A 26,116-nucleotide genomic window follows, 5' to 3' on the forward strand; every position below is an offset into this window, starting at 1 on the left:
TTTTTTGATGACAAATACGCCAGATCCGACAGATCCAAAGCACAATGCGGCATTAGATCCAGACAAAGATCCAGACAAGTTCGTGACCGTAGGCAAGTTCCTCGAGCCCGTGAACGCCCAGATGGCGAAAGGGATGCTCGAGTCCGCCAGTATCGAGTGTTTCCTGCAGGGCGAGAACGCCAATAGCCTGCTGGCGCTGGCGTTTCGAGCGCGGCTCCTGGTGCATAAGCACGACGAAGAAACCGCACGCGAGATTCTCGGCGAAGCCGTCGGCGAGTTGACCGGAGACGATCTGACACCTGCAGAACAGCACGAACTCGAAACAGGCGATGACGACTGAACTAAGCCGCCCCCGTGCCGTCCTCTGCCTGTCAGGCGGAATGGACTCCTCCGTCTGCGCTGCCCTCGCCGCCCGCGACTACGAGGTCTTCGCCGTCCACTTCAGCTACGGCCAGAGGACAGAAGCCCGCGAGTTACACTCCGCCCAGGAGGTAGCGCGCATCGTAGGGGTAAAAGAGCTGCTGCATTTGAAGATCGACTTATTTCGCCGGATCGGCGGCTCAGCCCTCACCGACACCTCGATCGCCGTACCCGTCGCAGGTGACGAAGCGGCAATAGGAAACGCAGTCCCAGTCACCTATGTCCCATTCCGCAACGCGCACTTTCTCTCTGCCGCGGTAAGCTGGGCCGAGGTTCTTGGCGCAGAAAAGGTCTTTATCGGAGCAGTCGAGCAGGATAGTTCGGGATACCCCGACTGCCGCCCGGCGTACTACGAGGCCTTCAACCAGCTCATCCGGATAGGCACCAAAGACGGTCACATTCAGGTCGTCACGCCTCTGATCCAGATGCGCAAGAGCGAGATCGTCCGGTTGGGAGTTGAACTCGGTGCACCGTTCCATGTAAGTTGGTCATGCTATTCCGGCGAAACCGAAGCCTGTGGCGTCTGCGAGAGCTGCGTTCTACGACTGCGGGCATTTCGCGAGGCCGGAGCGGTTGATCCCATACCGTATGCGGTCGCATGACCGTCGCATTTTGCATCAAATTTTTCTAGGAAGCAGCAGCCGTTTTTCAACGAAGACTTACGCCCGCAACCCATGGGCCTGGAGAAGACAAAGCATGAAACGTATCGGATGGAAGATAAGCACCCTGGCAGCTGCTCTGCTGGTAACTCTGGTGATGGCGAAGCCAACCCTCTTGAAAGCACAGGCCGCGCCGCCTGCAGGAAACGCAAGCATCCACGGCCACGTCCTCAATCCAGCCGGGTTCCCTCTTACCAAAGGGGAGGTCCGCCTGTCGACCGATAGAACCTCAGAGGCCAAAGATCGAAAATATCTCTACACCTTTCCGATCGACGCCAACGGAGACTACAAGGGCTCAGGAATTGTAGCCGGCACCTACATCGTCTTCGTCTTCCAGGACGACAAGAGCCTCGACTTCAATGAAAGTGTTCCCATCGCCAAAGAAGAAGACAAGCTCGTGAACTTCGACATGTCCCGCCCGGAGTACCTCAGCAAGATGACTCCGGAAGAGCGCAAGCAGATCGAAGAGTACAAGAAGAAAAACTCTGAAGTAAGTGCCACCAACGCGAAGATTCAGAATCTGAATGCGCTGCTGACTCAGGCGCGCGCAGACAACAAGGCCGGCAACTACGACTCAGCAATTACCGCCATGAAGCAGGCCACCGACACCAAGCCAGACGAAGGCATCCTCTGGGTTACCTTAGGCGATGCACAGCTCGGCAGCGGAGACGCCGCCGCAAAAGCTGCTAAGGCAGCAGGCACCTCGCCCACCGATCCAGCGGTCCAGCAGAAGTTCACCGATGCAGCAACCTCTTACAAAAAGGCTGCCGATCTGAACGCCGCCTCCAAGAAGCCCAACCCTGAGACCGCAGGTGTGGCTTACAACCAACTGGGACAGGCAGAGGCTCGCTTGGGCGACGCCAAAGCCTCCTCTGACGCCTACGAACAGGCCGCAAAAGCCCAGCCCGAAAAGGCCGGCATGTACTACTTCAACGAAGCCGCAACCCTCTACAACTCCGGTAAACTTCCCGAAGCAGGCGCCGCCGCTGACAAAGCCATCGCAGCCGACCCCAAGAAAGCGGATGCTTACTACATCAAGGGTCAGGCGCTCATTCCGCAGGCAACCGTCGATCCCAAAACCCAGAAGATCGTCGCCCCACCGGGATGCGTCGAAGCCTATCAGCAGTACCTTGAACTGGCGCCGGACGGTGGCCACGCTGCCGACGTGAAGGGTATCCTCGAAGGCATCGGCGCACCGGTCAAGTCGAGCTTCAAGTCTGGAAAGAAGTAGCCTTTCAAACAGCAGGAGGCCCCGGGCGACACGGCTCGGGGCTTTTTGTTTGCCACGCTCTAAGCCACTTTGCACTCCATACCTACTCTCAAGGAGAGACGATGTCGCCAGCGGCCACAGTTCTGGACTTCGATCAAGCTCTGGCGATGGTCCTCCAGCACGCAATCGATCTCCCGCTCCCGCCAAGCGAGTCGCTTCCGCTGCTGGAGTGTGGAAGTCGCATTCTCGCCGAACCCGTCTTAGCGGATCGCGATCAGCCACCCTTCCACCGATCGACACGCGATGGATTCGCTCTACACGCAAGCGACACACCCGGTCCGCTCAAGGTAGTCGGCTTGGTCAGAGCCGGCGAGCAGTGGCACGGCAGCCCGCTCGAACCCAACGCCACAATTGAAATCATGACCGGCGCACCCATTCCTGAAGGCGCCGATGCCGTCGTAATGATCGAGCATATCGAACGCGACCACGACTCGATCCGCCTGTCCACCGGACGAACCATTCGAAGCGGAGAGAACATCGTTCCCCAGGGAAGCGAGGCCCGCGCTGGCCAGACAGTTTTGCCCACCGCCACACCAATCGAGGGCGCAGAGATCGCACTCGCCGCCTCATGCGGATACTCAAAGCTACAAGTATTTCGAAAGCCAAAGATAGCGATCGTCGCAACTGGAGACGAGTTGGTGGACCTCGCCGCCAACCCAGCGCCCCAGCAGATCAGAAACTCGAACAGCTACGGTCTGGCCGAACTGATCCGTCGCGCAGGCGGAGAACCAATACAGCTCCCGATCGCTCCAGACCAGCGGCCCGAACTCGAACAAACCATCCGTGCCGCGCGCCGTTGCGACCTCATGCTTCTCTCCGGTGGCGTCTCGATGGGCAAGTACGACCTCGTGGAAGAGGTGCTGCAAGCGCTCGGCGCGGAGTTTTTCTTCACCGGCGTCAGAATGCAGCCCGGCAAGCCCCTCGTCTTCGGCCGCCTGCCAGATGAGAGCAACCTCCCTCCACAATTTTTCTTCGGACTGCCCGGCAACCCGGTCTCCACCCAGGTCACCTTCCACTGCTTCGTCGAGCCGATGCTCCGTGCCATGGCCGGTGCAGACGCACAGGTCCCTCGCTTTCTTCAAGCAACGCTGGCCGAGGACGTGTCCGGAAAAACCGGCCTGATGCGTGTACTCCCCGCAAGATGGACCTCGGATCGCACTCGCCCAGAAGTAAGACTCGTAGCGTGGCAGGGATCGGGCGACCTCGCCGCTAACGCCCGGGCAAACTGCTACGCCGTGCTCTCACCCGACAAAGATCACTTCGCAGCCGGGGATGTCATCACGATTCTCCTGCGTTAAGCTTGTGAGATGGACGACGTAGACTACACCTCCGAACAGCTGATGGACGACGACCCGGAACCGTTGGGCAACGACGCGGACTTTCCTGCCGTGGCCCCCGTGCCGCTGCACCTCTCGCACTATGACCAGGCGGGCGAAGCGCACATGGTGGACGTCGGCGAGAAGACGCTAACCCGGCGCGAGGCAGTCGCCGCAGCATTTGTCGAGCTTTCCCCCGCAGTGCTCGCAGCTCTGCCGCAAAATCCGAAAGGCAATCCGCTGGAAGTAGCTCGGTTCGCAGGAATCCAGGCCGCAAAACAAACCTCCAGCCTGATTCCGATGTGCCATCAAATTGCTCTGAGCTTCGTAGACATTCAGACAAAGATCGTCGAAGGCGGCGTCGCGATCGAAGCCACAGCAGCAACCATAGCCGGGACCGGCGTTGAGATGGAGGCTATGGTGGCAGCCTCCATCGCTGCCCTCACGGTCTACGACATGACCAAGGCGCTCGACAAAGGAATCAGAATTCGAGAGGTAGTCTTGCTACGCAAGAGCGGTGGCAAGAGCGGCGAATATCGGCGCGAACGCCTCTAATTCAAACCGCAGTCGCCAGCGTAACGGCAAACAGATGCTGCGGATCCTGCCAAGACTTCATCTTCCTGAAGTTCGTCGAGGCCAGCAGAGCATCCACGGCAGTCGAGGTAAATTTGTAACTATTTTCGGTGTGAATACTCTCGCCATGCGCGAACTCCACAATGAACGCCGGGCCGCTGGAGTTTGCAGGAACATGAATAGACTGCGCAATCAGCGACTCCAGATGCATCTCGATGCGTGACTCAGCGGGGTTCCAACAAGCACGATGGCGAAAGTTCGCCGGCAAAAAATCAGCCCCAAGATCGCGGTTGAGCCGTGTGAGCACATTTAGATTGAACGCAGCAGTCACCCCCGCCGCATCATCGTACGCCGCAAGAAGTGTGGCCACAGTCTTATTGGCGACAGCGCCGCCACTGGGGGCAAGGTCTGTGCCAAGCAAAAGAGTATCCCCGGGAAGCAACTGGGCGCGAAGATTGCGAAGAACGTCCTTCGCATCCTCCGGCATAAAATTCCCGATGCTCGAACCAATGTAAAGCGCCAGCGTCCGCGTGTCCGGCAGACGATTGAGCGGAAGCGCCTCGCGGGTATAGTCCGCAACCTGAGAGCGAACAGTCACCCCCGGAATGTTCGCTAGGATATTCTCACTCGCCTCCGCAAGAGCAGTCTCGGAGACATCCACAGGTTGATACACCACACTGCCCTGCTGCCGAACAGCCTCGGCCAACAGTATGCCCGTCTTGGTCGCCGTTCCCGCCCCCAGCTCGATCAAGGTAAGTTTTCCGCTGGGCCCCTGCCCCCGCGCAGCCTCACTCAAAATCTCGCTGGCACTGGCCGCAAAGATGCTTCGCTCAGTCCGGGTCAGATAATACTCCGGCAGCTCCGTAATCTGTTCGAACAAATGCGACCCAGCCTCGTCATAAAAGAGCCAGGGGGTTAGGGTCTTTGGTGTGGCAGACAGGCCCGTGCGAGCTTCATACGCCACGGCATCAAGAGTACTAATCAGCGGTTCGTCCAGCGCGAAGGTCGTTGATGGCACGTGTAATCCCCCGGGAAATCAATAGCTGAGTGGGAGGCGCAAGCGTCGAAACCCCACCGCTGTCGAAATTGGATGCATCTACGCGGGGTTTTGTGCAACTTAATCTTTACTGGCGCGAATTCCGCACAACCAAAGTCGAGAGAACGATACTAAAATCCCGTTTATTTGCTGCAATCAAACTTCAGGACCGCTCGGAACCCTGAGCGCCGCCCTAGTACCGCCAACTCGTCACATCCGCCCCCGCCGGAGCCGTCTTCGCTATCCGATCCATGATCTTAGGCAGATACATCGTGTTGTAGTGCAGCCGCGACAGCGCATTTGGCAGCGTCGGATCGCCATTCCAGCAGTGCTCCGCCCTCGGCCCATAGAGCACCTCGCCGTCATAGGGCACACCATGCCCAGGCGTGCCGGTCGTCTTCAAAAAATCCTCCATCAGATAAACCGCGTTATTCAAAAAATATGTGTCGTCGCTGCCCACATACAGGTGAATCTTTCCCTGCAGCTTCGGCCCTAGCGTCTCCCAATCTCTTTGCAGCTTCGCGTTCAGATCGTAGTGTTCCTTCCAATACTCCGCGACCTTGTGATCAATCGCCCCAGTCTCCTTATCGAAGATCGGCTCCGGATAACCATCCTTCCCCTGCGGCGAATACACCGCCTGCCAGATATCGAACTGCTCCCCCGAACGTCCCCTATCGCCCAGCGCCGCCTCATACGCGATGTTGTCCCGCATCGAGATCAGCGTATGCCCCAGATAATCCCGCATCGCCGGCTGCTCCACCCGCTTGTTCGCGCCCTGCAGGTAAAACATATTCTCGTCTTTATAAAGATCCCGCGTCATATACGCATGAAAGTCCACCGGGTCAGGACAAGCTACGAACGCCCCGTTGTAGTGGTCCGGATAAAAGATCTGCACTGCCAATGACTCCCATCCACCCGTCGAGCCGCCATACATAAACCTCGCCCACGGCTGTCCAATCCCGCGAAACTGCTTCTCCACCGCCGGAACCAGCTCCGTCTCAATCGAATCGCCATAAGGCCCCAGATTCGCCGAGTTCACAGCATACGAGTCGTCGTAGTAGGGATTCGCGTGTTGAATCTTCATCACCAGAACCCGCGGAAACTTCGGACCAATCCACTGCTGATACTCCTTGTAAGCCTCCTCCTGCTGAATCCGGTTGTACCCCTCAAGATGAAACCGCTCCGAGTAGTTCGGCTTCAAATTGGGATCCGGCGGCGTCGTCCGAAAGTCATCGAAACCCGTCACGAAGTGGTCATGAAAGATCATCAGCGGATAGTGTGCCTCCGTATGTTCATCGAATCCCTCCGGCACCAGCACCACCGCACTCAAATACACCGGCGTCCCCCAGAACTTCGTCAGCAGCGCACTCTGAATCTTGATATGCCGAACATATTTTGTATCTGCTTCAGGCACAATTGGCGGAATTACCTGATCCAGTGAAATCGCAATCGGCGCCCCACCCCTTCCAACGCGCACCTTCACCGGCTTACTGTACAAATTCCCCGGCGCAAGATTCCAGTGCTTCCCCTCGCCCCGGTCCGGCGAAAGCTTAATCGTCTTCCCATCCGCGCGATGGAACGTCTCATACACATCCAGCACCGCCTGCACCGTATACTCCCCCGCCGGAACATCCTTCAGACTCCCAATGGGATATCCCGCAGCCTTGTCATCCACCGCAACACTCTCACCCGGCTTCAGTCCATCCACCGTCACGCCAAACACCATCTGGCTCCGCGGCGTATCGTCGATCTGCATCCGAGGCTCCTCCGACGGATCATTCGACAACAACAACAGCACCCGCCCATCCAGAGGCTTCGCCGACCGCCCAGCAGGAAAAGACACCGAAACCGCCTGAACACCGGTCTGAGCCCTTCCAGCCTCAGAGCTCAACCAAGGAAAAGCAACAACCAGCATGACGACAGGAGCAATCGAAGGAAGACGCATTGCGTCAGTATACAAACCCTGCGAGCAGATACACGGCAATATCTTCCGGGCCACCTGACCTCCCGAGTTGATATCATCCTTATCACCGTTCCTATCCGAGTACGCAGGCACTCTCGAAAAGACCTGGCCCGGCCCTCCGTGGAGAAAAGATGACACCTCTGTTTGCGTTCAAGAAAATCGCCGCAGCGACCCTTCTATGCGGCCTTGCATCTGTCTCCATGGCCGCAGCCGATCTCCCCGCCGCGAAGCCCCTCAAGCTCCCCGAGCTCAAGTACGAGAAGTACACCCTCCCCAACGGCCTCGTCATCCTCACCCACGAAGACCACCGCCTTCCGCTGGTCGCCATCGATCTCTGGTATCACGTCGGTCCCCTCAATGAGCGCGCCGGCCGCACCGGCTTCGCCCACCTCTTCGAGCACATGATGTTCGAAGGCTCCGAGCACGTCGGTGAAAAAGCTCACTTCAAATACCTCGAAGGCGCAGGCGCCACCGACATAAACGGCACCACCGACTTCGACCGCACCAACTACTTCGAAACTCTCCCCAGCAACCAGCTCGAGCTCGGCCTCTGGCTCGAAAGCGACCGCATGGGCTTCCTCCTCGAAGGCCTCGACCGCATCAAACTCACCAACCAGCGCGATGTCGTCCGCAACGAGCGCCGCCAGGGCGAAGGAACTCCCTACGCGCTCGCTGACGAGCAGGCCTATCACCTCCTCTTCCCGCACGAGCACCCCTACTACGCCTCCGTCATCGGCTCCCACGCCGACATCGAAGCTGCCCGCATCAACGACATCCGCGACTTCCACCAGCACTTCTACACCCCCAACAACGCCAGCATCGCCATCGCCGGCGACTTCGACCCCGCAAAACTGAAGGCTCTCCTCACCAAATACTTTGGTCCCATCCCGCAAGGCCCCGCGGTCGAACCCGTCACCGTCAAAACCCCGCCCATCACCGCACAAAAACGCGCCACGGTCACCGACTCCGTCCAGCTCCCACGCCTCTCCGTAGCATGGCTCACCCCTCCCGTCTTCACCCCCGGCGACGCCGAAACCGACCTCCTCGTCCACATCCTCGGCGGAGGCAAGGCCAGCCGTCTCTACCGCAAGCTCGTCTACGAGCAACAAGTCGCCCAAACCGTCACCTGCAATCTCAACGCCCTCAAGCTAGGCTCCATCGCCGACTGTGACATCACCGCCAAACCCGGCGTCTCGCTCGACACCCTCGAAGCCGCCGTCTGGAAAGAAGTAGCCAGCCTCCAATCCAAAGGCCCAACGCAAGCCGAACTTGACCGCGCCCGCACCGTCGACGTCACCGCCAAGATCACCGGCCTCCAGCGCCTCGGTGGCTTCGGCGGCGTAGCCGACACCCTCGACCGCTACAACCAGTTCCTCGACGACCCCGGCTATCTCCCCAAAGACATCGCCCGCTACCAGGCCGCAACCATCGCCTCCGTCAAGCAGGCCGCCACGCAGTACCTCGGCAAAGATCAAAGCGTCGTCGTCAACTGCGTCCCCGGCAAGAAAATAGTCGACGACGTCCCCCGCAGCCCCGATAACACCGACGCCGACGTCAAGCTCACCGCCCCCTACACCGCTCAATTTGAAGACCAACAGAACTGGCGCAAGACTGCACCCACACCCGGCCCCACCACCGCCTTCCACCTCCCCGTCCCAAAGACCTTCACCCTCGCTAACGGCCTTCAGGTTTACTTACTCGAAGATCACTCCCTCCCCGTCTACAGCGCCGCAGTCGTAACCCGCGCCGGCAGCGAATCCGACACGCCCGCCAAAGCTGGCCTCGCCGGCTTCACCGCCCGTCTCCTCACCGAAGGCACCACCCAGCGCTCCGCCACCACACTCGCCGACAACGCCGAGCAGATCGGCACCACCCTCACCTCCGCCGCCGACGTCGACAGCGCCAACGCCAGCCTCAGCGCGCTCAGCAACAACACCGAAGCAGGCCTCGACCTCCTCTCCGACGTCATCGAGCACCCTGCCTTCGCCCCTGAAGAAGTCGAGCGCATCCGCAAGCAACGCCTCGTCGCCATCCTCCAGGAAGGCGATCAGCCCGTAGCATCCGTCCTGCGCGTAGGCTTCCGCACCCTCTACGGCGACCACCCCTACGGCATCCGCTCCATCGGCAATACTGACGGCATCAAATCCATCACCCACGACGACATCGCCACCTTCTGGGCAGCCCACTACGGCCCCAAAGACTCCGCGCTCGTCCTCGCCGGCGACGTCAACGAGTCCGAGGTCAAACACCTCGCCGACAAGTATTTCGCCCCTTGGTCCGCCTCCGCAGCCACAGCGACCACAGTCCCGCCGGCCCCAGCCCCGCCCGGCCTGAAGGTCGTCATCGTCGACAAGCCCGGCGCACCTCAAACCGCGCTCTACGCCATCGGCCTCGGCCTTCCCCGCACCACGCCAGATTATCCCGCCGTCATGATCATGAACAACGTCCTCGGCGGACTCTTCGCCAGTCGCATCAACATGAACCTGCGCGAAGAGCACGGCTACACCTACGGCGCCAGCTCAGGTTTCATGATGTACCGCACCGGAGGCCCCTTCTACAGCGGAGCCCAGGTCCGCACCGACGTCACCGCTCCCGCCGCCAAACAACTCATGCTCGAGCTCAACCGCATCCGCACCGAGCCACCCACCGAAGCCGAACTCAAACTCGCAAAGGACTCACTCCTCCACTCGCTCCCCGGCGACTTTGAAACCACCAAAGCCTCCGTCGGCGGCCTCCGTCAAATCTTCATCTACAGTCTCCCAACCGACTACTTCGCCAAGCTACCCGCCCGCTTCGAAGCCGTCACCCCAGCCGAAGTCTCAAAAGCCGCCCAAACCGACGTCCATCCCGACCAACTCATCCTGATGGCCGTAGGCGACCGCGCAAAGATCGAACCCGGCCTCAAGGAACTGAACCTCGGTCCCATAGAATACCGAGACACAACCGGCAACCCAATCAAATAGCCACACGCAAAAATTGATCAGCACTCGCAACAAAAAGGCCGCAGAGCATTTACTCTGAGGCCTTTTCGTCTCCTCACACACCCTCGAAACTCTCGTCATTCTGAGCGCAGCGAAGAACCCCAGCATTTGCTGTTGTATTTGCGTTTGCTGTTGTATTTGCGTTTTCCGCTGCATTTTTGCATTTGCTGTTGCACTCGCCGTTTGTTATCGCATTTGTATTTGCTGCTTTACTACGAACTCGTAAACACGTCATCTCGACCGAAGCTGCTCACAGTCTCATCGTGAGCAGCGCAGTGGAGGGACCCCGCATTCTGCTTTTTTAGTTTGCCTTTGCCTTTGCCAGTTGCTTTTGCATCTAGGTAGCCCAAGGCTTTAGCCTTGGGTCTCTCAACCAGCAGCAGAAGAAGGGGCTTTAGCCCCTGGGGTATGCCTTCTCCTCCGAGCCACATCTGCAAAGAAACTAAGCCTTCCCCAACACCCTCGCCATCGCCTCGCCAATCTCCGCTGGAGACTTCACCACCGTAATCCCAGCCTCGGTCATAGCCTTCATCTTCTCCGCAGCCGTCCCCTCACCGCCAGAGATGATCGCCCCAGCATGTCCCATCCGCCGCCCAGGAGGAGCCGTCTGCCCCGCAATAAACCCAACCACCGGCTTCTTCACAAACTCCTTGATGTACTTCGCCGCAGCCTCCTCAGCCGAGCCGCCGATCTCCCCAATCATGATGATCGCCTCAGTCTCCGGATCCTCATTCAGCAGCTTAAGCGCATCGATATGCGTCGTCCCAATAATCGGGTCGCCCCCAATCCCAATCGCCGTCGACTGTCCAATCCCGCGCGTCGTCAACTGGTACACCGCCTCATACGTCAGCGTCCCCGACTTCGAAACAATCCCCACCGAGCCTTCTTTATGAATCCGCCCCGGCATAATCCCGACCTTAGCCTTCCCTGGCGAGATCACCCCCGGACAGTTAGGCCCAATCAACCGCGTGCCTGTCCCCTTCACAAACTCCCACGTCTTCACCATGTCGAGAACAGGAATCCCCTCGGTAATACAAATCACAAGAGGCACCCCGGCAGCCGAAGCCTCCAGAATCCCATCCGCAGCAAACGGCGGCGGCACAAAGATCACCGAAACATTCGCCCCCGTCTCCTTCACCGCCTCTTCGACAGTGTTGAACACAGGCCAACTCTCATGCGTGGTTCCACCCTTACCCGGCGTCACTCCACCCACAACCTTCGTCCCATACTCCGCGCAGCCCTTAGCGTGAAAGGTTCCCTCACGCCCCGTAATCCCCTGCACAATCAGCCGCGTATTCTTATCAACCAAAACCGCCATTACTTGCCACCTTTCGCAGCAGCCACAGCAAGATCCGCGGCTTCCTTCATCGTCTGGCCCACCTGAAAGTTCAATCCCGAATCCGCCAGAATCTTACGGCCCTCTTCCACGTTCGTGCCTTCCAACCGCAGAATAATCGGTATCTTCACGCCCAGCTTCTTCGCGGCATTTACGACACCCTGAGCCAGCACATCCACCCGCAAAATCCCACCAAAAATATTGATGAAAATCGCCTTCACATTTGGATCGCTCAACAAAATCCCAAACGCATTCTCAATCTGCTCCTGATTCGCACCACCCCCAACATCCAGAAAGTTCGCCGCACTCCCACCCGCATACTGGATGATGTCCATCGTCGCCATCGCCAGCCCGGCGCCATTGACCATACAGGCAATCGTTCCATCCAGCTTGATGTAGTTCAGCGCAAACTTCGAAGCCTCCACCTCTAGAGGATCCTCCTCCGCCAGGTCACGAAGCTCCTTCAGATCCTTATGCCGAAACATCGCATTATCATCAAAGTTGATCTTGCAATCCAGCGCCAGCAGCTTGTCATCCTTCGTCGTAATAAAAGGATTGATCTCCATCAGCGTCGAATCCGTCTCCACAAACGCCTTGTACAACCCCGTCATAAACTTCACAGCATCATTAATCTGCGTCGTCTTCAATCCCAGCTTGAACGCCAGCTTCCGCGCCTGATAAGGCGCAAACCCCACCGCCGGATCGATGTACTCCTTATAGATCAGCTCCGGAGTAGCGTGCGCCACCTCTTCAATCTCCATCCCACCCGACTGCGACGCCATAAACACCACCTTCGCCGAAGCCCGGTCCAGCACCAGCCCCAGATAAAGCTCCCGCTCAATCGCCGACCCCTCTTCAATCAGCAACCGCTGCACCTTCTGCCCCGCAGGCCCCGTCTGGTGCGTCACCAGCTGCATCCCCAGAATCGCCTTCGACGCCGCATTCGCCTCTTCGAGCGTCCTCGCCAGCTTCACCCCGCCGCCCTTGCCGCGCCCACCCGCATGAATCTGCGCCTTCACCACCACAACCTTGTTCCCCGCGCCAAACAAGCTCTTCGCCGCAGTATCCGCCTGCTCCAGCGTGGTCGCCATCTCGCCGCCCGGAACCGGCACACTGTACTTCCGCAGAATCTCTTTCGCCTGATACTCGTGAATTTTCATGGATGCCTTTGAAATTACGCTCGCGCGAGAAGTGTAGCGGAGTCCCGTAACCACCCGCAATCGCAAACTCGCACAACCGTGCGTTTATCGCACCCTCTCTTCCGCGTAACCTTAAGCCTTTCTTCATCTTGCCTCTGTATGATGGACGACAGAAGACATTAGTCCGGCGGGAATCTTCCCGGCCAGCACTCACCGCCTGCCGCAGCTCCGCGTTGATTCGTTCCACTCTCAAACACTCTGTGAACCCACTGCACCTGCATCAGCAAAGTTGGATTCTTGAGTGTTCATCTCGTAAATCCCAGCGATAACTCCTTTGGGACCGCAGTCATCACGCCACGTTGGCTCTTCGTCCTCGCCGCCGCCACACCCTCCCTCGCAGGCGACCCCATCCTCATCGACGAATCCATCGAGCAGATCATCCCCGAATCCATCCAGTCCGGCGACATCGTCGGCATCAGCGTCCACACCGGCAACGCCCTCCGCGGCTACGAGGTCGGTCGTATCGCCCGCGAGCGCGGAGCCTGGGTCATCTATGGAGGCATCCACGCCACGCTCTTTCCCGAAGAAGCCTTCGAGCGCGGCCACGCCCACGCCGTAGTCAAAGGCGACGGCGACATCGCCTGGGGCAAAGCCGTAACCGACATCCTCTCCGGCAACCAGCCCGAAAAAATCTACGAAGGCGGCCGCATCGGTGGAACAGACTTCCTCGCCGCCCGCTGGGACCTCATGCCCCGCGACAAGTACATGTGGGCCTCCGTCCAGACCATTCGTGGCTGCCCCAAGCACTGCTCCTTCTGCAGCGTCTGGCGCACCGACGGCCAGCAGCCCCGCCAGCGCCCCCACCAGTCCGTCATCGACGAGATCGTCAACCTCCGCCAGATCGGCTTCCGCTTCATCGCCCTCGCCGACGACAACTTCTACCCCGTCACCCTCACTGACCTACGCCTCGCCCGCGAACAAAATAACGAAGCCAAACTCGCCGAGCTCACCGCCATCCGCGCCGAACGCTTCCTCCTCATGGCAGAGCTCGCCAAGCTCCCCAAAGACATGGTCTTCTTCACCCAGATCACCATGGAAGCCGGCGAAGACGGCGAGTACCTCGACGCCATGCGCAAGGCCAACATCAAAGGCGCCCTCGTCGGCGTAGAAGCCGTCACCCCCGAAGGCCTCAAAGCCGTCTTCAAAGACTTCAACTACTCCGGCGAAGCGTTAGCCCGTCAGCTCCTGACCTTCAAAAAGCACGGCGTCCACGTCCTCGGCTCCTTCATCTTCGGCCTCCCCACCGACAAGCCCGCCACCTTCGACGCCACCGTCGAGATGGCCCTCAAAGCCGGCGTCACCTTCGCCCAGTTCGTCATGATGACGCCCTTCCCCGGCACCGTCGACTTCGGCCGCTGGGAAAAAGAGCAAGCCAAAGCACCCGAAGTCGTCGCAACCCCAACCGGCGACATCCCCATCACCCGCTACTGGCTCATCCCCACCGCCATTCGCCCCAAGATGTTCACCCCGCATCCCTCCATGAGTTCATCCGAGATCAGCCTGCGCACGCAAAAAGTCTGGGACCGTTTCTACGACTGGCCCTCCATCTGGCAGCGCAGCGCCTGCACCCCCACCCTCCGCGCACGCATCGCCTTCATGTTCCTCTCCAAGCTCTACCGCCAGATGTACGCCGGCACCGGCATCTCCACCGACAGCGCCCGCCGCAAGAAGTCCAAGACCTGGGCTCGCTGGACCGCCAAGCAATGCCGCAAACTCTTCGCCGCCAAACCCATGCCTGAACTCCAATCCCCCGCATGGGAGCACGCCTTCTCCTCCGCCAACCTCCGCCGCCCAGCCTTCCTCGGTCCGCAGGAGAATCCGTCCCCCTTCACGGTAATCACAAAGCTATAGCGCGTGAGCGGTTCAGCAAGCACGTAGATTGAATTGCCTTGCCAACCTCTTCCAAAGATGCAACAGTGTTCGCCTATGGGAGCACAGCGAATCTTTCATCCTCCTCTGCCAACTCTCGCCTTCTTTGTGATGGCGCTTTTTCTCCACTGCCCACAATCTGGAGCACAGCAAAATCCCACTTCGTCGGTCTCTCCCGACAGGCTCGATAGGAACGCTTTTCGAACGTTGTTCCGACAATCGATGACATACGAGAAACTCGCCGATGAAGCTGAAGCTTCGCACGATCCTAAGCCATATTTCAGACGCCTTTTAGGGGCTCGATTCCAACTGAGCGACGATGACAGCGCAAATTTGAAAAGACTGTCTCTCGCCTATCAGGGAGAGATCGATCCAATTCATACTCGGGTCGTCGAGATCATCACCCGGTTTCACGCTCGGTTCCCCACCGACGTTATTGGACCAGGAGAGGATCCGAATCCTCCAACTGAGCTCAAAACTTTGGAGCAACAAGAAGACGCCGTCACTCTTCGGTATCGCGATCTACTTCGCAATACCATGCAAGAAGAGGCTTTCAAAAAACTCCACGCAACGATATTGGAGAGTTTTGGAAAGCCGCTGTGAAGGTGTTTCCATACGCCCCAAATACAGTGAGGAGATACGATACGAGGCGTCTTACTCGAATCATCTTTGCCGTCCTTCTCTGTATCTGCCTCGGTCGCAAAGGATCGGCTCAGGGAGTAACGGGAAGCGCCTTATTAGATATCGACCCAGTGAGTGGCATGGTGATCGCGACATGCGAGACCGATCTGGATATCACCGTCCAGGCCTTCTATAAAGCAACGGTAGAGTGCACTCTAAAAGATGATGCGGGAAATGTCCTAGCTACCGGACGATTCACCGACAAAAACGGGACCCAGGGCTATGCCCAGGGAGTGCTCTCCATTCCGGGCGTTCCTGGAACGACTTATACGGTCCATGCGGTTCACTTCACGGATGTCGAGTTAGAACGCTCCGAAGACTTTTTCTCCGGACAATCGAATTGGTACGATCCATTCAACTTTCGCGATCTTGAAAAACTTCACGACTCATATCGCAACATGTACGAATGGTTTGGCCCTGGTACCGGGCAGCCGACACAAACAAACTCTCCCTGATTCGTCACCCCTCACTTCAGACACAGTGGCCAGCAAAGTCTCGTATTTGGTTTGTTACCATGATCGCCGGGGCATGGGATGAAACTTCGTTGCAGCTGCAGCAACAAAAGAGTTATTACGTGGAAACTGGGTGTCTTTACCGTCTTTTGTTGCGCGTCCGTTCTGCAGTGTACTGGCTTCGCGCAGCAACTTCTCAGCCCCGGACTCGTCACAGGACGCATCCTCTGCGCAGACTCGGGAGCACCAGCGCGCTTTGTCCATGTCGTACTGAGTCCTCTTCCCAACACGCCAGAATCACCAACGCAGACTCGCCAGGAAAGCACCACCGACCGCGACGGCCGCATCCTCTTTTCCAATGTATCCGTAGGCACATACTTCATCGATGTCTCTCTCCCCGGCTACCTGCAGCCTCTCCATCTCGTCTCTCCCGAAGCACTGCAAAACAGCGATCCTCAGATACGCAAAGTGGTCCTCAATCGCATCCCGCATGTGACCCTTGAAAACGGCTCCTCGGCAACCATCGCTATCTCCATCGAGCGAGGTGCAGCCCTCTCAGGCAGAGTCACCTATGACGACGGAGCCCCGATCGAAAACATTACCGTCATCGCAAAGCGGATCAAACATCTATCCACCGGCCAGAACAACGGTCAAGGCTCAATCGACACTCCAACCTTTCAATCTGGTATCGCAACGGACGATCGCGGGAGATATCGTATAACTGGCCTCCCCGCAGGAACCTATATCGTCTCGGCGAAGATCGTTGCGAATCACCTGAAAACCGACATAGGCCCGGGAAATATTCTTACCCTCTCCACAACACAGCCGGGAGATGTCAATCTCGTCTTCTACGCTCCTTCCTCTACGCAAGAGAGCAAAGCCCAGAAGATCACTCTCGTTCAGGGCGACGAGAAGCAGGGCATCGACTTCACCGCCGACCTCACTGCTCTCCGCTCAATCAGCGGCATAATTCATCGCCGGGGAATCCCGATCAAGGGCGCTGGTCTCGAACTGAAAGATCAAAATGATCCTGAAAACCGCCACGGAACCGTCGCGGACGAGAAAGGCTTCTTCCGCTTCGATCTCCTACCGCAAGGCAACTACAACTTGATGGTTTACTCTCCGGTCGATAACTCGCTCCCGGAAGATCCGCAGGACCGCAAACCTTCGTTGTCGATGCCGATAGCTGTCCAAAACGGAGACGTCTCCGATCTGTCGATTGATCTCGCGAACTCATCTCAATAAACCTCGCGCCGTACTTTCTATACACCTGCCGCATGTTACGGCGCACCCACCTGCTACGCTTTATTTAATGCCGCCCCAGCCCCATCTCAAGCAGATCCTCGAAGCCCGCACCACTCTCACCCGCGAACAAGCCCGCGACCTCATGCAGCAGATCCTCGCCGGCCAGCTCGCCGACCTCGAGATTGCCGCCCTCCTCGGAGCGCTCGCAGCCCGCGGCGAAACCGCCTCCGAGATCGCCGGCTTCGTCGACGTCATGCGCACCGCCGTCACCCCCATCCCCCTCACCGACGCCGAGCGCACCAACCTAGTCGACACCTGCGGCACCGGCGGCGACGCCAGCGGCACCTTCAACATCTCCACCGCCTCCGCCCTCGTCGCCGCCGCAACGCCGGACGCAAACCTCATGGTCGCCAAACACGGCAACCGCGCCATCACCTCGCAGACCGGATCAGCCGACGTCCTCGAAGCCCTCGGCATCCCCGTCGACCTCGCCCCATACCAGGCCGCGACCACCCTCCGCACCCACCACTTCGCCTTCCTCCACGCTCCCAGCCTGCACCCTGCGATGAAGGCCGTCATGCCCGTCCGCCGCGCCCTCGGAGTCCGCACCATCTTCAACATCCTCGGCCCGCTCACCAACCCCGCCGGAGCCTCCGCGCAGGTCATGGGCGTCTACTCCGAGCATCTGGTCCCCATCGTCGCCGAAGCCATGTGCCTCCTCGGCACCCATCACGCCTTCGTCGTCCACGGCACCACCCTCCGCGGAAAAGGCCCCACCAGCGGCCCACACGGAAGCATAGACGAGATCTCCATCAGCGGCCCCACCCAGCTCGCCGAAGTCCACCACGGCGCCATCACCATCGCCACCATCACCCCCGAAGACCTCGGCCTCGAGCGTGCCCCCATCGAAACCCTCCAGGGCGGCAACGCCCAAACCAACGCCGCCATCCTCACCGCCATCTTCTCCGGAGAACAAGGCCCCCGCCGAGACATCGTCCTGCTCAACGCCGCCGCCGTCCTCGTCGCCGCAGACCTCGCCCTCGACCTCCACAACGGCATCGCCCTCGCCGCCAGAAATATCGACTCAGGAACCGTCACCAAACTCATCGCCAGCCTCCGCGTCTGAATCCAGCAACAAGCATCGAGCAACAAACAAGAGAACCCCATGAACCCAGACCACCCAACCAGGCAAAGAGTCTGCTTCCTCCTCCAAATCAAGCCCGACCGCCTCGACGAGTATCGCCGCCGCCACGCCGCCGTCTGGCCCGACATGATCGCCGCCCTCCAGCGCACCGGCTGGCACAACTACTCCCTCTTCCTCACGCCCGCCGGCCAGCTCATCGGCTACCTCGAAACCAACGACTTCCAACTAGCCCAGACCAGAATGCGCGACAAACCCATCAACGCCCTCTGGCAGTCCGAGATGAAGGACTTCTTCGTCCAAACCACCAGCAAAGACCCCTACCAGCTCATGTCCCCCCTCGAAGAAGTCTTCCACATCGACTAGAGCAACGCCACGGTTGATATAGAGTCGTCTTGGCTCTCTTGTTTGTCATTCCCGAAGGGAATCTGCGTTGCAGTCTCTAAACCATCAGACAAATTGCCCTGGCGACAGCACTTCCAACACCGAGCGGCAACCACCATCGGAACCAAACTAACCCCCAATCCGTATCTTCTCCAGCCACTCAGGAGTCGCTCCAACATGTCGACCTACCCACCGCCCACGAACTCCATCCACCCAGCCTTCGTCACCTCAGCCTTCGAGCTCCCCGGCTACCGCATCGTCCAGAACATCGGCATCGTCCGCGGCATCGTAGTTCGCTCGCGCAACATCCTTGGCACAATCGGAGCAGGGCTCCAAACCATCGTCGGCGGCGACATCACCATCTTCACCGAGCTCTGCGAAAAAACCCGCCAGGACTCCTACGCCATGATGACCCTCCACGCCGCCCAGCTAGGCGCCAACGCCGTCATCTCCTTCCGTTACGACGCCAACGAGCTCATGAACGGAGTCACCGAAGTCCTCGCCTACGGCACCGCAGTCGTCGTAGAACCCATCAAAAGTGCTTGAATTTCTTCTGGCATCTGGCTAAACCCTCTGCGCCTGCATCTAACTAGAGAAGTGTCGATCGTTCTCAGGACTCATTCAGGAGCCAGCACCCAATGATGAAGCAATCTCTCGCAGCCCTCTGCCTGCCCGCCGCACTCTTCGCCTTTACCTCCGCAGGCCAGCTCTTGGCGCAGAGCACCGCCTCCGATACCGACAAGGCATTCGTAGCCAAAGTATCCCAGGGCGGCCGATACGAAGTAGAAGCCAGCAAGATCGCCCTTCAAAAGGCTGTCGCTCAGGATGTCAAAGACCTCGCCACCTCCGAGGTGCACGATCACGAACTCGTCAACAGCGAACTAAAGCGCATATCCGCTGCAGAAAAAGTCCTCATCGCCCCTGTCCTTAACTCAGAGTTCCAGCAAAAGCTCGACCATCTCAAAACTCTCTCCGCCGCCGACTTCGACCAAACCTATCTCAGCGAGATGGCCGTGATCCACGATAAAGACGAAAAGCTCTTCGCCCAGGAGGCCATCGACGGCTCCAGCGAATACAAAGCCTTCGCCGCCAAAACCGACCTCATCGTCAAGCGTCACATCGGCGCTCTCCACGGCACCGACAAGACAAACTAACCGCATCCGACACTCATTCGCGATTCGAGCCCCTCGCCTCAACTCCGGTTTTGTATACTCGTCTTCAAATCAGGAGACACTCATGGCTCGAGTCACAGGCATCGGCGGCATCTTCCTTCGCGCACGCGACCCTAAAACCCTCTCCGCCTGGTACGCCAAGCACCTCGGCATCACCCTCTCCGACTATGGCGGAGCCACCTTCCTCTGGACGGACGAGATACCCGCCACCACAGGCAGCACCACCTGGTCTCTCTTCTCTGAAAGCAGCAAGCACTTCGGCCCCGGCAACGAAAGAGGCCCACAGCAAGCCATGGTCAACTACCGCGTCGATAATCTCGACGAACTCCTCACCCAGCTCGCCGCCGAAAACATCCCCATCGACCCTAAACGCGAAAGCGCTGACTTCGGCCACTTCGCCTGGATCACCGACCCCGAAGGCAACCGCATCGAACTCTGGCAGCCCCTCGCCGACAAGTAAGTCATCTTTTCGCGAAAGGAAATCGGATGCCGACTCTCCAACGCAAAGAAGAAAAACTAGCTCCGAACATCCAGCAGGTCGTCCCCTTCCTCGCAGTCTCAAATATTGAAGCCTCCCTCCGCTTCTACATCAACGGCCTCGGCTTCCAAAAGACCAAAGAGTGGATCGACGGCGGCAAGCTCCGCTGGTGCTGGCTGCAACTCGAAGGCGCAGCTCTCATGCTCCAGGAGTTCCGCCCTGACAAACGCCCACCCGGTAAACTCGGCGAAGGAATCTCCCTCTGCTTCCAATGCAACGACGCCCTCGCCATCTATCGCGCAGCGCTCGCAAATGGTCTCCACCCGCAACGCCCCTTCGTAGGCAACGCCATGTGGGTCACCATCCTTCCGGACCCCGACGGTTACAAATTAGACTTCGAGAGCCCCACCGACGCCCCGGACGAAGCCCTCTACTCTGACCCAGACTAGTTCCTGAACCTGCCGATAACCCCGTTTTCTGCGAACGAGTTGAGGGTAGTGGGTATCCTTTCTGCGAAAGGCAGGTGGAAGCCGATGTCGGATCAGGTGCTGAGCTTCTATGACTCGATGGCGGATTACTACCACCTAATCTTTGAAGATTGGGATCGGTCTATTCAGAGGCAGGCGAGGATTCTGGACACCGTGATCTCGCGAGAACTGCCCGGCCAGCACTTGAGGATTCTCGACTGCGCATGCGGTATTGGTACCCAGGCTTTGGGTCTCGCCGCACGAGGACATCATGTTGTTGGCTCCGACATAAGTCCTATGGAGGTGACAAGGGCTGCCCGAGAGGCTTACGCGCGCGGCCTGAACATCGAATTTTATGTCTCGGACATGACGGATCTGAAGGAGATCCCCGAAACCGGATTTGATGTTGTTGCAGCTTTCGATAACGCCTTGCCCCACCTCACATCAGACGAACTAATCCATACTGTCAGAGCAATGGCAAGCCGGTTGAACTCAGGTGGACTGTTCATCGCAAGTATTCGAGACTACGACTTGCTCCTCCAGCAAAAACCAGCCATGCAGGAACCCGTGTTCTTCGGCAGCAAAGGGAGCCGAAGAATCGTCCATCAGGTCTGGGACTGGACCGAAGCAGCAAGATACACGCTGCACCTCTACATCACAATCGAAGCCGATCACAGTTGGACTACACACCACTTCGTGTCGGAGTACCGTTGCGTCAGACGGCAGGAACTTTCGGATGCATTACGCTCGGTGGGTTTTGAAGAGCCGGTCTGGCTGATGCCCCGAGAGAGTGACTACCACCAGCCTCTTGTTCTCGCAAGATGGCCCTGACGTTCCACAATCCGAGCCGCAAATAACGTTCCACACGCCCGGCCAGTCAACGGATCGCCCATGCATGGAGCACCACCCGCCGGCTGGCTGTAGGAGAACACATAGTAGCGTCCCCACACGCCATTCGCCGCGAACAGCGACACATTCCGAAAGACAGTCACCAACCACACGAGTAGTGGCGCTCAGTTCCTTTACAGCCAACCAAATAAAAGGCGGACGTCCATCAGAACGCCCGCCCTCATCTCAATGCACCTGATAAACGAAGGTTCCCCAGTTCGTATACGTGGTCCGTGGGCGAGAGAACGTATTCGGAATATACTCCGCAGCCATCCAAAGATCTCCGTTCGGACTCACCATCGCTGCGGAATAATCGCCCCAGCGACCCACTCCCCCACCCCCAAACTCCGGGTAGCCCGAGAAACCATCGTCCGGCGTCTGACCAATCCCGGCCAGATGCACCTTAGGCGAAACGCTTCCCTTGCTGAAATCGACATACCCCGTACTTGGAAAGTAGTTCTCCCCCGTAAGGCTGAACGCAATCACACCGTTGCCCTCACCGTTCACCGCAAACGCGGGATACATCACCGCCCCATTGGCGATCCCGATCAATCCCTGCTTCCAGATCTTCCCCGAAACAGAACTGAACGTAGCATTCGGATCGATCGCAAACCAGGCAGCGCCTGTACGTGGTCCGCTCGCTCCTTTGGGGTCGAGAAGAACTGTATTCAACGCCGCGTACAGCTTGCCCTGCGAGTAAAACACCTGCATCATGCGGTCATCGCCCGTATCAATCGCCTCTTCAGGCTCTCCCAGCGATTGCCCCAGCGGATAGCTTCCAACTCTCTGCACTGCAGGAACCGGTTGCCCATACTCCTGCGTCGGAATTACCGTCAACTGCAGGTTCAGATTAGGCACGCTTCCATTCAGACTCTGGGTGTTGGTGAGCGACCACACCGCCAGACGGTTGTCCACCGTTCCAGTGAAGTCGAGCGAACTGACAAGGTACTCCGTCCCGCGATTCTCCGTGGTCGAAGTTCCAGGCGAAGGAAACGATGGCTGAATCGAAAACGCCTGCCCCTCTGCCACCGGCAGACCGTCAAACCCTGCAGCAGCCACGCTCGACGAACCCGCAATCAGGTCGCGCTTGCTGACCGCAATCAACAGTGCCGTCTGAAAGAACCCCGTCGTATTCGAGTACTCATTCGTGTTCAGATACACGCCATCCTTGTTCAATCCCAGCAACGGCTGGTCCCCCAGGCACGGGCACTGCCCAAAGCCCGCGTCCGAGACATCGATGGACTGCACCGTGTAGGTACCCAGCACATCGCTCGTATCGCTGACAGCAACGATCACCTCCGAACCTCCAACCAAAGCCCCCGCAGGCGTGGTGGCGTATTCAAGGATCGTCACAAACCAGCGCTTCGACTCCCAATCGTAAAACGCCCGCGGATCGGACAACTGATCTGTCGAGCCGTCCTTATTGGGCGCCGTCGGCACGCCGAAGAACGCATTCAAACTCACCGGCGGAGTCAAAGGCGCTCCCGTCTTCGTAAACACCCGCAGCGCCAGGTTCACCGGTTCCAGAATCTCCTCGCCATTGGTCGCAAGACCCTGGTCCGGTGGTTCCACAACAAACCCATTCGCTTCGCCCGAGTCGGTCGAGTCAAGTCCGTCGAAACCCGTGAACGTCTTATCGGGAGCCACAATCGGAAAGCCGCCAAATACAAGACCCGCGCTTGTCGCTTTATTCAGCTCCACATGAGATCTGCCGACGAACGGCTTCGGCATCTGCTTCCGCATCGCCTTCGGCTTCATCGCATACAGTGCCGAAGTCGCAGGAGACTCAACCAGCGCTCGGGCCTGAGCCATACTGGTCGTTCCCTTCTTGTGAACATCGATGTGCTTCTGTTGGGTGGCATGTAGTGTCGGGGTGAGCGCAAACCCGGCGGAGATCGCCAGGGTTATTAAACGGGAAGTGTTCATATAGTGTCCTCGTGGAGTTCTCAAAGATGAACGTACTTCCGGCCGGAGTCTCTGGCAGATCGTATCGCCACAGACTTCCGGCCCGGATTACAGCTAGATAGCTAACAGCTAGATAGCAGCTAGACAAAACCAGCCTGGAAAAAACAGTCCAACTTCTACTGCACAGCCTTCACAACGCTATTGATGAACGTCGCACCATTCGGCGTGCCCAGCCCAGTCACATTGTCCCAGCCTGGTCCAGTGACCAGCGAGGAGTCCGTTCCGAACGTCAGCACGTCCCAGCGAGTCGAGCTGGGGCTTTGGTACAACGCACTCACAAACAGCTTCGTGTTCTCCAATGGTTGTGCCAGAGCAGCCTGACTTTCAAAGATCGGACTGTTCGGCGGGTCGATGATGAGGCCCGACACGTTCAGCAGCGTATCGACTGGCGTTACGTTGACGTCCGTGATGGCGCCCTCCGACAACTCATAAAGAATTGGCGCGGCCTGCCCCAGCGGAACTCCCGCAGCCTGATTCGCAATCGCCCAGTAGCCGGAGAACATCGGACAAGAAAGACTCGTCCCCCCGAACACCAGCACCGTCGCATTCGCGGGATTGCCGTCAGGCGAAACGATGATCTCGTTGCCGGTCTGCGGGTCCGCATTCATCGAGATATCCGGCAACAGACGGAACTTACCCTTCAGGCTCTTCTGGAACTTGGGCTTGGCGAAGACAACGCTGGTGCCGCCCCCCGAACCGGACTGAAAGCCAAACAGCAGCGGAGGAATCACGGGAGGATTCGGAGTGGGGTTGGCAATTCGCGCAAGGTTCAAGCCCCATCCCGTCTGCAGTTTGATGTTGCTGTGCGCATCCAGAAACGTACTGGTGCCGCCAACCGCCGTCGCATACGGGGAGTCCGCATTCGCGTTCACCGATACCGCATTGATGCCGAAGTCGGCATTATTCGTGATCAGCTCATCCCCACTGTCGCCAGTGGATACGTTCAGCGAGATCCCCAATGCCGCAGCGATCTGCGCAATGCCGTTCTCTACCACCAGCTCCGATGGATCCAGGTCCTTCAGCGCAATCTCCGAGATCCCGAAGCTGTTCGAGATCACGTTGCCATATCCATTCTGAATTGCAGCAAGATTGCCAAGATCAAGATTGGTGAAGGAGTTGTCCGCTGTCAGCACCAGCACGATGTTGGCATTCGGCGCGATCGCGTGAGCCCACTCCACATCCAGCGTCGTCTCGTACTGCCAGTTCCCTGCAATGCACCCGTTCGTTGCGGTGCAGGTAGCGGGCCCGGTCGGCTCCACGATCTGAAAGTTCGAAGACGTGAACGCAGGCAATCCATTCAGCTGCGAGAACAGATTCGCATCGGACACAATGCTGTTCGAGCCGAACGCATCGACGATGACGATGGTCTGTCCAGCCCCGTCCAGGCCCTTCTTGTACAGCGGCTTCAGGCCGTACGCCTCTTGGATCTCAGCCGCATCGTAGCCGCACGGCGGCAGATTCGGCGGTTTGGCATTCGTGATGCTGGCTCCATAAAGATTGCCGGCATAAAACGCCTCCGGAAATGCTCCATCTGTCTTGAAGACCTTCGACGCGGCTCCACGCAGACAGTCCGCGCTGTAGAACAGTCCGTCGGCGCCGGCCGCGGAGGGAGAGACTCCCTCATAAGGCACGCCGCTCTCTGGGTTCACCGAAGGCTTTACCATCGCATGATATTTGAGATCGCTTAGCCCCTGCACCGTCGCCACCAGCGCGCTCGCCGGTCCCGCAACCGATGCTTCCGTCGCGTTGGCATGGTGGACCTCTCCGTTCACCATCACCTTGTTGATCTTGGTATTGAATGCCGTCTGCGCGTCCCCAACCTTCCCTTCGGCCACAACAAAACGGTTATTCTTCTCCGTCGACGTCACCTTCATATTGTGAGCCGCCAGGTACTCGCGAACCACGCCGGCTTCTTTCTCAGTCGGCGCGAACTTCTCGTTGAACTCCTTCAACGTCAGGAACCGGTGATAGTTCGCCGAGCCCTTGTCATACATCTGCTCGACCGCGGCATCCAAAGCCGCTTTGTTATGCGGATTCAGCCAAACCCTCACTGAAATCTGCTTGGATTCGTCTTCCGGGCCCACATTCGTCGTCTGGCTGGCCGGGGCAGCAAATGCCGAACCCGCCGTCAGCGCAAAAGCTCCCAGCGCAGCGGCGATAGTAAGGCGAGAAGAGGCATGATTACGAAAAGAGTGCTGCTTCATAGCAAAATACCCTCATGAGATTGATTTATCGATCGGTTCAGTGGTGAGTCAGTGGTGAGAGGAGCGTGGGCGTACAACGAACGTGGGATTGCGAGGCATCGCCGTTGGTACTAAGTGACTTCGGTGGACGAATACTACGGGCCTCCTCCGGCAAGGTCAAGCTCCAAAACTGCTTTTGCGTGAGGCGAAAAAAACTTTCAAAACCTGTCACATCTTTCGAAGCCAAAAAACACGCTGCCAGAACACCACGTTCACCACGCAATCCACCACGTTCTCACCACCCAAAAGCCACAATCAAAACCAGCCTTTTCGCAAAAACCCCAGCAAAACCACACCTCCCCCAACCGAAAAAATTACTCCCCCGGAATTCCACTGCAAGCCCCGTTTAGGATAATCAGAGACCCCACCCAAAAGGCC

23 protein-coding genes are annotated in these 26,116 nt (G+C 58.4%); 17 read left to right on the plus strand and 6 right to left on the minus strand.

Going from position 1 to position 26,116, the window contains the following annotated elements; all coding sequences use genetic code 11:
- The first annotated feature begins 7 nt into the window (after positions 1-7).
- The 5 genes from RBB75_RS03455 to moaC all read left to right on the plus strand — a co-directional run bounded on the left by RBB75_RS03455 (position 8) and on the right by moaC (position 4,220).
- Positions 8-340, plus strand: a complete 333-nt coding sequence (locus RBB75_RS03455) for a DUF2007 domain-containing protein (protein WP_353069525.1) — start codon at positions 8-10, stop codon at positions 338-340.
- Positions 330-1,022 carry a 7-cyano-7-deazaguanine synthase QueC gene (gene queC / locus RBB75_RS03460; protein WP_353069527.1) on the plus strand — a complete coding sequence of 231 codons (693 nt, stop codon included), beginning with the start codon at positions 330-332 and terminating at the stop codon, positions 1,020-1,022. Before RBB75_RS03455 ends, queC begins: the two co-directional genes overlap by 11 nt.
- Before the next feature lie 94 nt (positions 1,023-1,116).
- Positions 1,117-2,310, plus strand: a complete 1,194-nt coding sequence (locus RBB75_RS03465) for a tetratricopeptide repeat protein (RefSeq protein ID WP_353069528.1) — start codon at positions 1,117-1,119, stop codon at positions 2,308-2,310.
- A 101-nt stretch (positions 2,311-2,411) separates the two neighbouring features.
- Positions 2,412-3,647: a molybdopterin molybdotransferase MoeA gene (locus RBB75_RS03470; protein ID WP_179639345.1), complete on the plus strand. Its 1,236-nt coding sequence runs from the start codon at positions 2,412-2,414 to the stop codon at positions 3,645-3,647.
- Between the two features lie 9 nt (positions 3,648-3,656).
- Positions 3,657-4,220 carry a cyclic pyranopterin monophosphate synthase MoaC gene (gene moaC / locus RBB75_RS03475; protein ID WP_257031152.1) on the plus strand — a complete coding sequence of 188 codons (564 nt, stop codon included), beginning with the start codon at positions 3,657-3,659 and terminating at the stop codon, positions 4,218-4,220.
- 1 nt (position 4,221) lies between these two features.
- On the opposite strand, the gene egtD is transcribed toward moaC, so the two are convergent.
- On the minus strand, positions 4,222-5,256 hold the full coding sequence (gene egtD / locus RBB75_RS03480) for an L-histidine N(alpha)-methyltransferase (RefSeq protein WP_179639346.1): 1,035 nt from the start codon (positions 5,254-5,256) through the stop codon (positions 4,222-4,224).
- A gap of 211 nt (positions 5,257-5,467) precedes the next feature.
- Positions 5,468-7,219: a hypothetical protein gene (locus RBB75_RS03485; RefSeq protein WP_353069530.1), complete on the minus strand. Its 1,752-nt coding sequence runs from the start codon at positions 7,217-7,219 to the stop codon at positions 5,468-5,470.
- A 149-nt stretch (positions 7,220-7,368) separates the two neighbouring features.
- Between RBB75_RS03485 and RBB75_RS03490 the strand changes: the two genes are divergently transcribed.
- Positions 7,369-10,200: a M16 family metallopeptidase gene (locus tag RBB75_RS03490; protein WP_353069532.1), complete on the plus strand. Its 2,832-nt coding sequence runs from the start codon at positions 7,369-7,371 to the stop codon at positions 10,198-10,200.
- Positions 10,201-10,660: 460 nt separating this feature from the next.
- Here the strand turns inward: RBB75_RS03490 and sucD are convergent, their stop codons facing one another.
- Complete coding sequence (gene sucD / locus RBB75_RS03495) at positions 10,661-11,536, minus strand: succinate--CoA ligase subunit alpha (RefSeq protein ID WP_353069534.1); 876 nt, start codon at positions 11,534-11,536, stop codon at positions 10,661-10,663.
- Positions 11,536-12,714 carry an ADP-forming succinate--CoA ligase subunit beta gene (gene sucC, locus RBB75_RS03500; RefSeq protein WP_183764026.1) on the minus strand — a complete coding sequence of 393 codons (1,179 nt, stop codon included), beginning with the start codon at positions 12,712-12,714 and terminating at the stop codon, positions 11,536-11,538. The genes sucD and sucC overlap by 1 nt, the downstream gene beginning before the upstream one ends.
- A 276-nt stretch (positions 12,715-12,990) precedes the next feature.
- Between sucC and RBB75_RS03505 the strand changes: the two genes are divergently transcribed.
- From RBB75_RS03505 to RBB75_RS03555, 11 genes are all read left to right on the plus strand, one after another.
- A complete protein-coding gene (locus tag RBB75_RS03505; RefSeq protein ID WP_353069535.1) occupies positions 12,991-14,604 on the plus strand; it encodes a B12-binding domain-containing radical SAM protein in 1,614 nt (537 codons plus the stop codon).
- Positions 14,605-14,829: 225 nt separating this feature from the next.
- Complete coding sequence (locus RBB75_RS03510; RefSeq protein ID WP_353069537.1) at positions 14,830-15,225, plus strand: hypothetical protein; 396 nt, start codon at positions 14,830-14,832, stop codon at positions 15,223-15,225.
- Positions 15,226-15,383: 158 nt separating this feature from the next.
- Positions 15,384-15,758, plus strand: coding sequence for a hypothetical protein (locus RBB75_RS03515; protein WP_353069538.1), 375 nt, complete (start codon positions 15,384-15,386; stop codon positions 15,756-15,758).
- Between the two features lie 78 nt (positions 15,759-15,836).
- A complete protein-coding gene (locus RBB75_RS03520) occupies positions 15,837-17,000 on the plus strand; it encodes an MSCRAMM family protein (protein ID WP_353069540.1) in 1,164 nt (387 codons plus the stop codon).
- 67 nt (positions 17,001-17,067) lie between these two features.
- Positions 17,068-18,126 carry an anthranilate phosphoribosyltransferase gene (gene trpD, locus RBB75_RS03525; protein ID WP_353069542.1) on the plus strand — a complete coding sequence of 353 codons (1,059 nt, stop codon included), beginning with the start codon at positions 17,068-17,070 and terminating at the stop codon, positions 18,124-18,126.
- 39 nt (positions 18,127-18,165) lie between these two features.
- Positions 18,166-18,507 carry an L-rhamnose mutarotase gene (locus RBB75_RS03530; RefSeq protein ID WP_353069543.1) on the plus strand — a complete coding sequence of 114 codons (342 nt, stop codon included), beginning with the start codon at positions 18,166-18,168 and terminating at the stop codon, positions 18,505-18,507.
- A gap of 195 nt (positions 18,508-18,702) precedes the next feature.
- Positions 18,703-19,071 (plus strand): YbjQ family protein, encoded by a 369-nt coding sequence (locus RBB75_RS03535; protein ID WP_179639355.1) that lies wholly within the window; start codon positions 18,703-18,705, stop codon positions 19,069-19,071.
- 92 nt (positions 19,072-19,163) lie between these two features.
- Positions 19,164-19,679, plus strand: a complete 516-nt coding sequence (locus RBB75_RS03540; RefSeq protein ID WP_257031154.1) for a DUF4142 domain-containing protein — start codon at positions 19,164-19,166, stop codon at positions 19,677-19,679.
- Positions 19,680-19,761: 82 nt separating this feature from the next.
- Complete coding sequence (locus tag RBB75_RS03545) at positions 19,762-20,157, plus strand: VOC family protein (RefSeq protein ID WP_353069545.1); 396 nt, start codon at positions 19,762-19,764, stop codon at positions 20,155-20,157.
- A gap of 26 nt (positions 20,158-20,183) precedes the next feature.
- A complete protein-coding gene (locus RBB75_RS03550; RefSeq protein ID WP_353069547.1) occupies positions 20,184-20,624 on the plus strand; it encodes a VOC family protein in 441 nt (146 codons plus the stop codon).
- 84 nt (positions 20,625-20,708) lie between these two features.
- Complete coding sequence (locus tag RBB75_RS03555; protein WP_353069548.1) at positions 20,709-21,473, plus strand: class I SAM-dependent DNA methyltransferase; 765 nt, start codon at positions 20,709-20,711, stop codon at positions 21,471-21,473.
- Positions 21,474-21,716: 243 nt separating this feature from the next.
- On the opposite strand, the gene RBB75_RS03560 is transcribed toward RBB75_RS03555, so the two are convergent.
- A complete protein-coding gene (locus RBB75_RS03560) occupies positions 21,717-23,456 on the minus strand; it encodes a hypothetical protein (protein ID WP_353069549.1) in 1,740 nt (579 codons plus the stop codon).
- A gap of 155 nt (positions 23,457-23,611) precedes the next feature.
- Positions 23,612-25,699 (minus strand): S53 family peptidase, encoded by a 2,088-nt coding sequence (locus RBB75_RS03565; RefSeq protein WP_179639360.1) that lies wholly within the window; start codon positions 25,697-25,699, stop codon positions 23,612-23,614.
- Between the last annotated feature and the right edge of the window lie 417 nt (positions 25,700-26,116).

Origin of the sequence: Tunturibacter empetritectus, from assembly GCF_040358985.1 — a bacterium.
Classification (GTDB): Bacteria; Acidobacteriota; Terriglobia; order Terriglobales; family Acidobacteriaceae; genus Edaphobacter; species Edaphobacter empetritectus.